Consider the following 13,540-nt stretch of genomic DNA (forward strand, 5'->3'; position numbering starts at 1 on the left):
CGAGGGAAGGTTGTTTCATTGTTACACCCCCTGAAATACATATGGTTTTCTTTTCACGCGGCATTTTTCCGCAACTAAGACACTTTTTAACTTATCTACTGCCAGTGGAATTTCATCATTCACGATTACATAATCGTACTCAGAAACATATTCCAATTCATGGGCAGCAGTTTCTAAGCGCTTTTGAATGACTTCCGCTGATTCGGTTCCTCGTTTATGAATACGCTGAGATAGTTCATCCATGGAGGGAGGAACCACAAATATGAATACCCCTTGGGGAAAGCGTTTTTTGACTTGTAAAGCCCCTTGAATTTCAATCTCCGGAATGACATCATTCCCCGCCTGAATGGCTTGTTCCACTGCAAACTGAGGCGTTCCGTAATAGTTTCCGCAAAACTCTGCCCACTCCAGAAGCTGATCCTGCTCGATCATGGCATGAAATTCTTCCCGGCTGCGGAAATAATAATGCAATCCATCCACTTCACCCGGTCGAGGCTGCCGGGTCGTGGCTGACACGGAGTATTTTACCTGGGGCATCTGCCTTAAAAGCTCCTGGCAGAGGGTTCCTTTTCCTGCCCCGGAAGGACCGGATAGAACAATCAATAATCCATGATTCTGTTCCACGATGTACCCCCTTAATCTGCGGGGTCTTCAGTGTTATTGCTGGCTTCTTTTGCGGAAAGACGATGGGCTACAGTTTCCGGCTGAACTGCAGAAAGAATCACATGATGACTATCACAAATAATCACAGCCCTAGTTCTACGGCCATAAGTAGCATCGATCAGCATCCCAGCATCCCGTGCTTCTTGAATAATCCGCTTGATAGGTGCCGATTCCGGGCTGACAATGGAGATAATCCGATTAGCGGATACAATATTGCCAAACCCGATGTTAATCAATTTGATGTCCAAAACTTAACCCTCCAATTATTCTAGATTTTGAACCTGTTCTCTGATCTTCTCTAATTCACTTTTCATCTGAACAACATGCTGGGTAATATTTAAGTTATTAGCCTTCGAGCCAATGGTATTGATCTCTCGATTCATCTCTTGAACCAGAAAATCAAGCTTGCGCCCGATGGGTTCAGAACTTTTCAGAGCTTCCCGACATTGATCAAGATGGCTTTGTAAGCGGACTAACTCTTCGGTAATAGAAACTCGATCGGCAAAGAAAGCCACTTCATTGGCAAGGCGAGCTTCATCTAAAATTGCCTTATCCCCTAAGAGAATCTCGATTCTTTCCTGTAAGCGGCTCTGGTAATCGCCGACTATACTTTCGGAAAATCCGGCAACTTCTTCCTTAGCCGACTCAATAATATGTAGTCGCTGCCAAAGATCGACCCCTAGTCGTTCTCCCTCCACCTGACGCATAGACATAAATCCTGCCAACGCCTGGGCTACGGCAAGGCTTAAAGGCTCCCAGATTAATTCCGGATCGATTTCTGCTTCTTCCACAGAAAACACCTCAGGCAAGGCTGCTAAACGATAAATATCGGTTTCATAAGGCGTATTTAGAGCTTTAGCAAGCTCCTTCAAAGTCTTATCATACGATAGTGCTAAATCTTTGTCAACCTTCACCAATCTCTTTTTTTCTTCCGTTTCCTTAACATTAACAAAGATATCAATCCGGCCCCGGTGGATTTTTTCTTGGAGGATTTTACGAATTCGTTCTTCTAAACTATTCAAATGTCGTGGCATCCGTACCGCCGTTTCAAAAAAACGATTGTTCACTGCTTTCAGTTCAATAGTAAATTGGTAGCCATTACCGGAGGCTTCCCCCCGGCCAAACCCCGTCATGCTATTTGCCATATTTTAAGCCCAGCTTTCTTTATAATCTTTAATTGGCAAAGTTCTCCCTAACTTTACCATTTAAAACATTATACCATAGCATTAAATAAAACGCAGATACAGAATAATCCAAGGTAGTCTTAACAGGCAATATTCCCACTAATCAAACTATTGGAATAATTATGGTAATGATGTAAAATACTCCTAAGGTCAGAATTATGATTCTGTATGAAAGCGGGGGGATTTAGATGCGTTTACAAGGTAAGGTAGCCATCGTTACCGGTGGTGCCCGTGGCATGGGTGCCGCACATGTCCGCAGATTTGTAAGTGAGGGTGCAAAAGTAGTTTTTACTGATCTTAATGAAGAAGCAGGTAATACATTAGCTAATGAATTAGGAGAAAATGCAAAGTTCATCAGACAAGATGTTACCAAGGCCGCAGACTGGGAAACAGTTGTTGCTGAGGCAGAAAAAACATATGGTCCTATCCAAATTTTAGTCAACAATGCCGGTATCAGTCTAAATATACCCCTATTGACAATGTCCGAGGCTGAATATCGGAAAATCGTGGACATTAACCAAGTTTCTGTTTTTCTAGGCATGAAGGCAGTTGTTCCTTCCATGCAAAAAGCTGGTGGCGGTTCCATTGTGAACATATCCTCGATTAACGGGTTAGTCGGCGGTGCTGTAGGTTATACCGACACGAAATTCGCAGTGCGGGGAATGACAAAGGCCGCCGCTCTTCAGCTGGCAGGGCTAGGAATCAGGGTAAATTCGGTGCATCCCGGCGTTATTGAAACGCCAATGGTTACTGAAGGTGATTCATACGAAATCATCAAGGAGTTTGCCAAGCATATTCCGGTTCAACGCATGGCCCAGCCTGAAGAAGTTACGAACCTAGTTTTGTATCTCGCCTCAGACGAAGCAAGTTACTCAACCGGCTCTGAATTTGTCATTGATGGCGGACTAACAGCAATGTAGAGAAAATGGACTGCTCCTTTTGGTAGAAGCAGTCCATTACTTTATTAACCCTTAAGTCTTACTTCTTCAATCCAGTGCTGGGCATTATCCTTACTAAGATCCCATATATTAACAAGCATTTTCTTCGTCATCCTTAACTACTCCTTCCAGAGTTAAGGCAAAGACTTTTTTTAGCTATTTGTTAGACGATTAACTAATTCAATGATCTTAAGATAATAACTGGATATCCTCTAGTAATGCCCCTTTAAAAACGTAAGCTGCCGGACCAGTCATATAGACCCGATTATCCTCTCCCCACTCGATCAAGAGATCTCCACCGGGTAAGTGGACCGTCACTTTCCGCTCTGTCTTGCCGTTAAGAACCGCAGCCACTGCAGTCGCACAGGCTCCCGTACCACAAGCTAAGGTTGGGCCTGCCCCCCGCTCCCAGACCTTCATGGTCAACTCATCTCGACTATTTACTATGACGAATTCCACATTGGTCTTGCGGGGAAAGAGAGGATGCTTTTCGATAGCGGGACCCAGATGTTCAAAATCAAGCTTCGCGTAGTCATCCACAAAAATTACGCAGTGAGGATTACCCATAGACACTGCCGTAAACTCAAATTCCTTCCCTTCCACCAGAAGCTTCGCACCCACCACAGGCTCCTCCTGAGCCAATACCGGAATCAGCGCAGGCTTTAGAATGGGTTCGCCCATGTCCACCCGAATGCCGGTGACCTTATCTCCTTCTAGGGAAAGCTGCAAAGTAAGTATACCTGCTAAAGTCTCTACTTGAAGCGGATTCCTTTGCACATAGCCCTGATCATAGACATAGCGTGCAAAACAACGAATACCGTTGCCGCACATTTCCGGCTCTGAGCCATCTAAATTAAAAATCCGCATTCTGGCATCAGCCTTTTCCGAAGGAAGAACGACAATTAGTCCGTCCCCCCCAACCCCAAATTGGCGATGACAAAGTTTACGGGCCAGTTCGGGGTAGTCATAATTATTTTGGGTGTCTTGGCCTTTAAAATGATCAAGAAATACAAAATCGTTCCCGAGGCCATGCATTTTTATAATTTCCATGTATTTATCAACTCCTATCCGCATCCCAACAGCTTCTATTCGGGTCAGGATACTTCACCTGGTTCGGTATGACATGTGGTATCATCCTGAGCTTAAGCGAAGGATCTTTTTTAGGGAAGGAAAAGGGATGTGAAAAGATCCGGAACTAGATAATATGCCATAATTGTAATTAAAGCAAAGATAAGAGCCAGTTTAAAGATCTTTTTTACAACTAAGGTTATGGTGAAAATTGCTAAGAGACCAACAACGATATAGGTAATCGCATCAAGATTGCCTTCTAAAATATTTCCTATGAATAACTCAAGCATAATAACCCTCCTCTTGCCTTCCCTAGTTTATGCCGAAGATAGTGAAAATAGCTATCTCTGTTTGTTTTCTTCTAGGTATTCTGCATTTCTGCATAAAATCCTTTTTTGTCTCTTCTGTAGGATAACCCGGCTTCGCCAGGTCGGCACCGCCTTCGCACTTGCTGCTTTAGCGAAAGCGAAGTCGCCGGTTGTCCTTATGCGCCGTGAAGTTACTTTCTGAATAGCCAAAAAGTCCAGGTAGAGAAAAACTCTACCCGGACTCTCAGATATTTTAATGGGATTTCACTTGCCGCCAACCATGATTTCTTTACCCCGCCATGCATTCCGTACTAAACGATAGAGACCGATCAAAATGGAGGGACCACCGGCTACCAGGAGAATCAATCCCCATTGCCAACCTACTAAGGCAGTGGTCTTAAAGATCGCTTGCAGTGGCGGGATGTAAATCACACTAAGCTGCATAAGGGTTGAGCCGATGACCGCCGCCACCAGATAGGGGTTGGAGAAAATCCCCACCTCAAAGATTCCCCTGGTCTCCGATTTGCAGTCGAAAACATGGAAAAGCTGAGAAAAAACTAGGGTTGTAAAGGCCATGGTCCGTGCCGCCAGCATATTAACCCCCAGGAATAGGGCAATTACAAAAACAAGAAGGGTTCCTAAACCAATCATCGTACCCCGAATAAGAATTTTGCGGCCGAGTCCTCGGGCAAAGATACTTTCTCCCGGGTCCCTGGGTTTACGGTTCATTATATCCTTATCCATACCATCAACACCAAGGGCCATAGCCGGCAAACCATCTGTCACCAGATTGACCCAGAGAATTTGAATGGCCAGTAAGGGCAAAGGTAATCCTACCAGAGCGGCTAAGAACATCACCAGCACTTCCCCAATATTGCAGGAAAGCAGATAGCGAATGAATTTACGGATATTATCATAGATTCCCCGGCCCTCTTCCACAGCCGCGACAATGGTGGCAAAATTATCGTCCGCCAACACCATGGCCGAGGCTTCTTTGGTCACATCGGTGCCGGTTTTGCCCATGGAAACGCCGATATCCGCTTCTTTCACAGCCGGCGCATCATTCACTCCATCTCCGGTCATGGCTACTACTTGACCATTCTTCTTGAGGGCCCGGACAATCCGCAGCTTATCCTTAGGCGTAACACGAGCATAGACGGAGACATCCATGACTTCCTGTTCTAATTCCTCATCAGTCATTTGATCTAAATCAGCTCCGGTCAGGACCCCTCCGGAATTGCCGGTCAGGATACCTAATTCATGGGCCACAGCCTCCGCCGTTAAACGGTGGTCCCCGGTAATCATCACCGGCTTAATTCCAGCCTTGCGACAGACCTTGATGGCTTTGGCGGCGCTGGCACGAGGAGGATCAATCATCCCCATTAAGCCCACAAATACCAGACTTTCTTCCACCCGCTCATCAATCCGGTCACTTTCCTGCAGAGGTTTCTCCGCTAATGCCAATACCCGTAAGGCTTTTCTGGCCATTTCATCATTAGCTTTGAGAATAGCCCTTTTACGAATTTCACTTAATTCCACAACTCCATCTGAGGTCAGCTCACTTTTGCATCGCTTTAAGATTTCATCAGGGGCTCCCTTGAGATAAGCATTCCTTACTCGTTTCCCTTTATAGATAACACTCATGCGTTTGCGGTCCGAGTCAAAGGGAATTTCCCCAACCCTTTCTTCTTTGCGCTCTAAAGTTTCCCTCCAGATCCCTGCCTTAGCGGCAGCTACCAGTAAGGCCCCCTCGGTAGGGTCACCTTCGATTCCCCAAGGGGAATCCTTACCGGCAGATCGGAACATTCCCGCTACTTGAACACCCTTGCGGGTTAGGGAGGAATTATTGCATAAGGCGGCGATCTTCAAAGCGGTTTCCAGGGGACCTTTTTCCTTAATCGGATTAACCCCATGAAATTCTCCTTTAGGATCATAACCCTGCCCCGTCACCGAAATCATTCGACGATCGGTATAGATCTGGCGGACAGTCATTTCGTTTTGGGTGAGGGTTCCAGTTTTATCTGAGCAGATCACTGTGGCACAACCAAGTGTTTCCACAGCCGGTAGCTTGCGGATGATAGCTTTACGTTTGACCATCCGTTGTACCCCAATAGCCAGGGCCACTGTGACAATGGCCGGTAGCCCTTCGGGAATGGCGGCTACTGCTAAAGAGACCCCCGCCAGGAACATCTTATAGAAACCCTCGCCCCGGAGAACCCCGGTTAAAACTACAATTCCACAGACCACAATGCTAATAATAACCAAATATTTTCCCAATTGCGCTAAGCGTTTTTGCAAGGGAGTCTCTTCTTCTTCCACGCTCTGGATCATTCCTGCAATAACACCCATTTCCGTATCCATACCTGTGGCAACCACCACACCGGCGCCACGACCATTAACTAAGGATGTACCCATATAACCCATATTGACCCGGTCGGCCATAGGAGTCAACTCATCTGTCAAAGGTCCCACCCGTTTAGGTACCGGATGAGATTCTCCTGTCAAAGCGGACTCTTCTACTTCTACATTGACAGCTTGAATCCAACGAATATCAGCGGGAATCCGATCCCCTGCCTCCAAAAGGACGATATCCCCGGGAACCAGTTCCGCAGCAGGGATTCTTGTCTCCATACCGTCACGTAATACACGAGCCTCAGGTGCAGTTAAGGTTTTTAGAGATTCAATAGAGCGTTCTGCGCGAAATTCCTGAATAAAACCTAAAATAGCATTAAGCACCAGAATGGCCATGATGGTCACTGCATCGGCAATTTCACCCAAAAGTGCCGAAACGATCGTTGCCGCCAAAAGAACCAGTACCATAAAATCTTTAAACTGACCGAGAAACAGAAAAACGGGATGCACCCCTTTTTTGGTCTCAAGGATATTTTTCCCGACCTCACTCAGCCGATGATTGACCTCCTTGAGACTTAACCCTTTACCGGGATGCACCCCCAAGGCCTTAACCACATCGAGCCAAGGCAAAACATGCCACGCTTGCTGCCGCATTTCTTTATCGTCCTCCTTTGGACTCCTGTCCAACCTTTTTGTACATGCTTATTCAGGAGGAGAAGGAAAAATACCCAAGTTTTGTGTTATACTATGGACAATCCAAAAATCATTTTCAGGACGAGAGGAGATTACCCATGGCCCTAGACGGCATTACCATATATCATCTGGTTAAAGAGTTAGCCCCTCAGCTGACAGGTGCCCGCATCGATAAAGTTAACCAACCGGAGAAGGAAGAGATTCATCTTCTTCTCCGCAACCATGGCCGGTCCTCCCGACTGCTCTTGAACATTTCCGCTACCGGAGCCCGCCTTCATCTTTCCCAGAAGAATAAGCAGAATCCTCCCTCACCTCCCATGTTTTGCATGATCCTGCGTAAGCATATTGAAGGAGGTAAAATACTCAGTATTGAACAACTGGGTTTGGAACGGATTATAGTTTTATCCATCCAAAACTATAACGAATATGGTGATTTGGCTACCTTGCACCTCTACCTGGAGATCATGGGCAAGCATAGTAATCTTATCCTTGTTAACCCTCAAAACGACGTTATCCTTGACGGATTAAAGCGCTATTCCCATGCCTTGAGCCGTCATCGCGAAGTTTTGCCGGGACGGAGTTATTTGACTCCACCTTCCCAAGGTAAAGTTGACCCTCTTATCGAAGAGGAGGAATGGCGAAAAATTCTTTTCCAGGAAGGGCTTAATGAAAAAGTTATAGACCTGCTGGTTAAACATTTTGCCGGAATCAGCCCCGAGCTGGCCCGGGAAATCGTGACCCGGGCAGGTCTAGAGCAAAATATCGCCCTTGACCAATGTGGAGATATTGACTTATCCCGGATCTTCCAAGCCTACACCGGCTTAGCTAACCCTGACCATACCCCTTCCTTGGAACCCACTCTTTATTACCAAAAGGGGACTAATCCCACCCGTCCTAATGCTTTGCCAACGGCTTTTACCTTTTTGCCCTTTCAACAATATCAGGGGCTACCTTCACAGGGCTTTTCTTCCCTCGACGAGGCCGTAGCAAGCTTTTACCAGATCAAAGCTTCCAATAACAACTTAGAGGCTAAACGAGGTTCCCTGCGAAAGGTGCTTCAAGAACAACTGCAACATCTTAACAAGAAAAATGGCATTTACGAAGAAACAATCGCCAATGCCGGCAAGGGATTAAAATACCAACGCTGGGGCGAACTGCTCACCGCCAACCTCTATCGCCTGGAACTGGGAATGAAGGAAATTACGGTAGAGGATTATAACGAAGAAACCCTGCCCCAACTGACCATCCCCTTAGAACCGCAATTGACAGGCATTGAAAACTCCCAACGTTATTACCGCCTTTACAATAAAGCGAAGGCCACTATCCAAAAGACCACCCCCCTCAAAGAAATGGTTGAGGCCGAGATCGCTTATTTAAACTCCGTGCTTTTAAGCTTAGAACAGGCCAACTCTCCCGCAGAGCTGGACGAGGTGCATAAGGAGCTCATCGACGAAGGCTATTTATCCGGAAAACATCACAGTAAAGCCGACCCGGAAAGCAATAAGAATTCCCGCAAAAATATGAAAAACGGCAAGAGCCTTAAAAATAACAAGAGGGGACAAGGTGCTAAAGAAACCAAAGGTAATAAAAACAAACCCGAGTCTCCCCAACCAAAAATCTATCTTTCCAGCCAAAACCGACCCATTCTCGTGGGCAAAAACAATCGTCAAAATGATTGGCTTACTCTTAAAAAAGGCCGTCCCCAGGACCTTTGGCTCCACACCAAAAACATTCCCGGCTCCCACGTTTTAATTCCTCTGGAAGAGGGAGAAGAATTCCCCGATGATGCTACTTTAGAGGAGGCTGCAGCTCTGGCCATTCATTTCAGCCAAGCTAAAGGCTCCACTTTAGTTCCGGTGGATTATACCCATGTTAAAAACATTAAAAAGCCCAATGCCGCCAAACCAGGAATGGTAGTTTACGATACTAATTGGACCCTCTATTTAACCCCCCAAGAAGAAATCCTCGAACGCTTACTGGCCAGCGAAGTAGAAGAGGTATAAGGATAAAGAAAACCCGGCTTCGCCGAGCTTTAGCGAAAGCGAAGTCGCTGGTTGCCCCTTATGCGCCCGCAGACTTATACTTTCCGACTAGCCAAAAAAGAACAGGCCCTGCTAATCTAATTAGTTAGAAAGGCCTGTTCTTTTTTTATAATGCCGACTTTAAACCCCAATTAAGGACAATTGCTAGCGCTATGGCATAAACGACCATCTGAACCACAATCAGGGTAATGTTATTTCGAAACCTCGAATCCACCATTAGATCACTCCTTGTAACCCCAAATATAATCATAGCTCATCCGCCCGATATTTATCACTAATTCCATTTATGTTGCTGGATTGATAAGGAAATTATTTTCCCACCTGCTTCTCAGCTCCCCGCTTTATCTCTCTCGATTCTTTCTAATTCAAGGGGATGCTCTTCTTCCATCTCTGTCCGGGTCATGGTCCCAGTATACCAGACGCTGCTCATAGGAAAGAGCTTCGCATTAAAGTGGACGTTATAGAAGTGCCAAATAACAATGGCACTAATTGCCAGAATTGCTTCATCCGTATGAGCAAAACGAGATGAGTCGATTACCCAACGTGGCAAAAGTTGGGTAAAGTACTGCGGATACCACATCAATAGACCTGAACCGGCCATAATAAACATTCCCCAAAACACTGCCCAATAATCGAATTTCTCTTTATAGGAGTAGCGGTCAAAACGAGGAGGATCCTTTCTCAATCCTAAAAAATATGCCAGATTATGAAATAGATCTTTGAAGTCTTTAACGGTTGGGATTATTGCCCAGGATTTCTGCTTGCCCCTTAAAGGAGCAAATACCAGATAGATAAGATGGTAAACACTGGCATAGATCATAAGCACAGCTCCCAGCAAATGGACATAGAAAAGGTTTTCAAAACCACCAAACATCGCCACAATTCCTTGGGAAATATTGCTTTGCTCAAATTTTATTGGTAGTCCGGTTATGGTCAAAACTAGAAAGCTTGAAAACATACCAATATGCTGCAAACGTTGATGAATATCAAACCGCTTATAAAGTTGTTCTTTTCCCATCTAAATCACCTCTTCTTGCGGTTTTGCAGTATGACCCGTAATTCTCTGTATAGCTGCATTTCCATATGAATAACCAGTAAAGTCATAACAGTTATGGTCAACCAAACGAAAAATTTGGCAGTATAATACATGGGTTTTCCCGGTCCCATGGCAGTTAACTGAAAATGCTCTGTTCCCTGGGCAAAACCCGGTGAGGGATTGCCGTGACAGTTGGCACAGGTCTGAGGGATATTTGCCTTGGCTACTTGGGAGTTCGGGTGATCTTGGCTTAAAACCCTATGAGAACTATGACAGTCCACACAGCTTGCGGATTTTTGACTTCTTAAGTGAACAGCTTTACCGTGAAAACTTTCTTTATAGCTTTCCGTTACCGTCCCGGTATGACAGGTACTACATAGGGCAACGCTCTCCTTCTTATCTACAGCTACCCCTTGCGGATGGGGATAGGCGGTTACATCCCGGTGACAACTTGTACAACTTATGGAGCTATGTACGGAACTTTTAAGTTCACTTGCCACATTGCCGTGACACTGATTACAATTGACTTGGGCTAATACCACTGTACCGTTAAACAGTAATGTTAGGACAAAGAAAAGTGAAAAGGTTAGCCCTTTCCAAAATCTCTGTTCTATCTTTGTCATATACCCCACCTCGTATTCTTTATTTTAAGCCTGAAAGGGGTTATCCCCTCGGGGGCACATCTAGCCTAAATCAATACTTATTGTGTCACAATATATCCGGCTGTATGCACTTAAGATAAACTTCAGTAAAATCTAAACTCCAACTGAACTTTCTTTTTTACGCGAATAAAAAGCATAGCCCTTTTGACTATGCTTAAAATCCTTGTTCTTACCCTTAAACTATTTTGGAATCTAATGCTATTTTGGAATTATAATGCTTTTACCTTGTTGTCGATGATATTCTTATTTTTTCACTATTTTCCGTTAGTTCCTTATGGATTTCTCCTTGACTGCTTGCCAAGTCATTTCCTGCTTAGCGGAGATTTTTTCAACTTCTGATTTCAATTCTTTTATGTCAGTCCTCAAAGCTCTTTCTAACCCGTTCATGTCGGCTCTCAAGGCTCTTTCATTGCTATAAGCCTATCCAGGATCAACTCTGGATGATCCATTCCTTATCCCTCCGGAACTTATGTTAGCACAGAGGAGGATATAATTAAAGACTGAAAATTCAAATCGAGAGCCAATTAACTTAAGTGCACAGTCCGGCTTCCTGGTTTAATAGCCGTAGTGCCTTGGGCACATAAGGGACAAGTTTCTGCCTCGAAAGTCTCGATCTCTATCTCCAGCAAAGAGGCTAAGGGCAACCCAAAATCAGCCTTTCCTTCGCTGCGATTCACTAAAACCCCTACTCCTACCGGTTCCGCACCATAAGATTTAACCACCTCAAGTACCTCCCGAACCGAACCGCCGGTGGTAATCACATCTTCTACCACCAGTACTTTCTGACCCGGTTGAAGTTCAAAACCCCGCCGTAACTTCATTTCCCCATTTTCCCGTTCCGTAAATAAGGCTCTGGTTCCTAAGGCCTTACCTACCTCATGGGCAACCAATATTCCTCCCATTGCCGGTCCAACGACCAACTCAACCCCTTGATCGCGAAAAAACTCGGCTAGGGCCTCTCCCAACCGGGCTGCATGATGAGGATATTGTAAGACCTTTGCACATTGCATATATTGACCACTATGTTTACCGGAAGTGAGGAGGAAATGCCCTTCCAATAATGCTCCACTTTCCTTAAAAATACCTAAAACCTTTTCAGGGGATAGGGATTTATTAGCTGCTGTCATATTATCTTTAACTCCCTTCAAATTTTTTCTATTTTCAACCCTACGCCTTTTACTAACCGAAGTCTCCTTCTCAGGAAATAGCTCCTTCGCAAATGCTCAGGAAAAATCCCGCACTATACTAAACTAATCCCAAAGCCGCTCAAGTGCCTGCCGTGGATCGGTAGCCTTGGTGATTGGTCTCCCCACCACCAGGTAGGAACTGCCTGCTTCAAGGGCTTCATTAGGGGTAAAAACCCTGGCTTGATCGTGAGTTGCACTGCCTTTAGGGCGTATTCCCGGTGTAATAACTAGGAAATCCGACCCCAGATGTTCACGAAGGATGGCACTTTCTTGAGCTGAAGCCACCACTCCGTCCAAACCCGCCTTCTGACCTAACCGGGCTAAGGCCAGGACCTGATCCGGCAAGGATCTACCTACACCCAGATCTTTTTGAAGCTTCTCTTCATCTAGGCTGGTTAAAACCGTGATGCCAACAACCTTCATCCGCTCTTCGGTATTCCTTTGTTTCTTAACTTCATGAGTAGCTTGAACCGCCCGAGCCATCATTTCATAGCCGCCGCTGCAATGAATGGTGAGCATATCCGCCCCATAACCGGCCAAGACCCGGACTGCACTCTCCACCGTATTGGGGATATCATGGAGTTTTAAATCTAAGAAGACCGAAAATCCTTTATCCTTTAACTCTTTGATAATGCTTGCCCCCGTTGCATTATATAGCTCCATACCCACCTTCAGCCAGCAGCCGCTACCTTGAAGCTGATTTGCTAAAGCCAAGGCTTTTTCCCTGCTGTCAACATCCATGGCCACCATGACTTGCGAATTTTTTGCATGGTTATTTGTTTTAGTTTCCATACTCTTTTATTCCTTTCTATAGCTTCGAATACTAACTCGTATTGCTCACTAAAGATCCTTCAGTCATTCTTACCTCAGAACGACACCCTACCCAAAGCCTGTAACTCTAAGCATGGCGAAGTATCTTGCTCTCGCCGGGGCCATCCCGCAAACCGGCATGAAAGCCTCATTAGCCAAAGAACTTCGGTCTTAATGAGCTAAACCGACAATATCCCTAACCGAGGTAAAGCCATGGCGTTGGAAGTAGGCCGTGATCCCCTCCACAACCTCCAAAGGAGCCAAGGGATTGACAAAATTTCCGGTGCCGATGGATACTGCCGATGCACCGGCAAGCATGAATTCTACTGCATCCTGCCAAGTGAGGATTCCACCCATCCCTATGATGGGGACGTTTACAGCTTGGGCAACCTGCCATACCATCCGCACTGCCACGGGGCGGATAGCCGGCCCGGAAAGCCCGCCGACTTTATTGGCCAAAATCGGCTGCCGCTTTTCAATATCAATACTCATACCCAGCAAGGTGTTGATCATGGAAATAATATCCGCACCGCCCCGCTCCACCGCTTTGGCCATTTCGACAATATCCGTGACATTAGGGGATAATTTGGCAATCAC

13 protein-coding genes are annotated in these 13,540 nt (G+C 45.6%); 2 read left to right on the forward strand and 11 right to left on the reverse strand.

Going from position 1 to position 13,540, the window contains the following annotated elements; all coding sequences use genetic code 11:
- Positions 1-21: 21 nt before the first annotated feature.
- Genes gmk through AC1U9U_RS11715 form a run of 3 tightly spaced genes read right to left on the reverse strand, consistent with a single transcriptional unit; the run spans position 22 to position 1,808 of the window.
- Positions 22-624, reverse strand: a complete 603-nt coding sequence (gene gmk / locus AC1U9U_RS11705) for a guanylate kinase (protein ID WP_479960743.1) — start codon at positions 622-624, stop codon at positions 22-24.
- Between the two features lie 11 nt (positions 625-635).
- Positions 636-911 (reverse strand): extracellular matrix/biofilm regulator RemA, encoded by a 276-nt coding sequence (gene remA / locus AC1U9U_RS11710; protein ID WP_479960744.1) that lies wholly within the window; start codon positions 909-911, stop codon positions 636-638.
- A gap of 15 nt (positions 912-926) precedes the next feature.
- Positions 927-1,808, reverse strand: coding sequence for a YicC/YloC family endoribonuclease (locus tag AC1U9U_RS11715; protein ID WP_479960745.1), 882 nt, complete (start codon positions 1,806-1,808; stop codon positions 927-929).
- 227 nt (positions 1,809-2,035) lie between these two features.
- Between AC1U9U_RS11715 and AC1U9U_RS11720 the strand changes: the two genes are divergently transcribed.
- Complete coding sequence (locus AC1U9U_RS11720; RefSeq protein ID WP_479960746.1) at positions 2,036-2,767, forward strand: glucose 1-dehydrogenase; 732 nt, start codon at positions 2,036-2,038, stop codon at positions 2,765-2,767.
- A 207-nt stretch (positions 2,768-2,974) separates the two neighbouring features.
- Here AC1U9U_RS11720 and dapF read toward each other — a convergent pair whose 3' ends face one another.
- The 3 genes from dapF to AC1U9U_RS11735 all read right to left on the reverse strand — a co-directional run bounded on the left by dapF (position 2,975) and on the right by AC1U9U_RS11735 (position 7,167).
- On the reverse strand, positions 2,975-3,835 hold the full coding sequence (dapF, locus tag AC1U9U_RS11725; RefSeq protein WP_479960747.1) for a diaminopimelate epimerase: 861 nt from the start codon (positions 3,833-3,835) through the stop codon (positions 2,975-2,977).
- Between the two features lie 110 nt (positions 3,836-3,945).
- Positions 3,946-4,143: a hypothetical protein gene (locus AC1U9U_RS11730; RefSeq protein WP_479960748.1), complete on the reverse strand. Its 198-nt coding sequence runs from the start codon at positions 4,141-4,143 to the stop codon at positions 3,946-3,948.
- 282 nt (positions 4,144-4,425) lie between these two features.
- Positions 4,426-7,167 (reverse strand): calcium-transporting P-type ATPase, PMR1-type, encoded by a 2,742-nt coding sequence (locus tag AC1U9U_RS11735; protein ID WP_479960749.1) that lies wholly within the window; start codon positions 7,165-7,167, stop codon positions 4,426-4,428.
- A gap of 137 nt (positions 7,168-7,304) precedes the next feature.
- On the opposite strand from AC1U9U_RS11735, the gene AC1U9U_RS11740 reads away from it, so the two are divergent.
- Complete coding sequence (locus AC1U9U_RS11740; protein ID WP_479960750.1) at positions 7,305-9,209, forward strand: Rqc2 family fibronectin-binding protein; 1,905 nt, start codon at positions 7,305-7,307, stop codon at positions 9,207-9,209.
- A gap of 367 nt (positions 9,210-9,576) precedes the next feature.
- Here the strand turns inward: AC1U9U_RS11740 and AC1U9U_RS11745 are convergent, their stop codons facing one another.
- From AC1U9U_RS11745 to AC1U9U_RS11765, 5 genes are all read right to left on the reverse strand, one after another.
- Positions 9,577-10,266 (reverse strand): formate dehydrogenase subunit gamma, encoded by a 690-nt coding sequence (locus AC1U9U_RS11745; RefSeq protein ID WP_479960751.1) that lies wholly within the window; start codon positions 10,264-10,266, stop codon positions 9,577-9,579.
- A 5-nt stretch (positions 10,267-10,271) separates the two neighbouring features.
- Complete coding sequence (locus AC1U9U_RS11750) at positions 10,272-10,907, reverse strand: cytochrome c3 family protein (protein WP_479960752.1); 636 nt, start codon at positions 10,905-10,907, stop codon at positions 10,272-10,274.
- A 563-nt stretch (positions 10,908-11,470) separates the two neighbouring features.
- Positions 11,471-12,073, reverse strand: a complete 603-nt coding sequence (gene pyrE, locus AC1U9U_RS11755) for an orotate phosphoribosyltransferase (protein ID WP_479960753.1) — start codon at positions 12,071-12,073, stop codon at positions 11,471-11,473.
- Positions 12,074-12,196: 123 nt separating this feature from the next.
- Positions 12,197-12,925, reverse strand: coding sequence for an orotidine-5'-phosphate decarboxylase (pyrF, locus tag AC1U9U_RS11760; RefSeq protein WP_479960754.1), 729 nt, complete (start codon positions 12,923-12,925; stop codon positions 12,197-12,199).
- 189 nt (positions 12,926-13,114) lie between these two features.
- Positions 13,115-13,540: tRNA-dihydrouridine synthase (locus AC1U9U_RS11765; protein WP_479960755.1), on the reverse strand; the 426-nt coding region annotated here is incomplete at its 5' end.

The sequence above is a fragment of the Desulfitobacterium sp. genome, assembly GCF_982384815.1.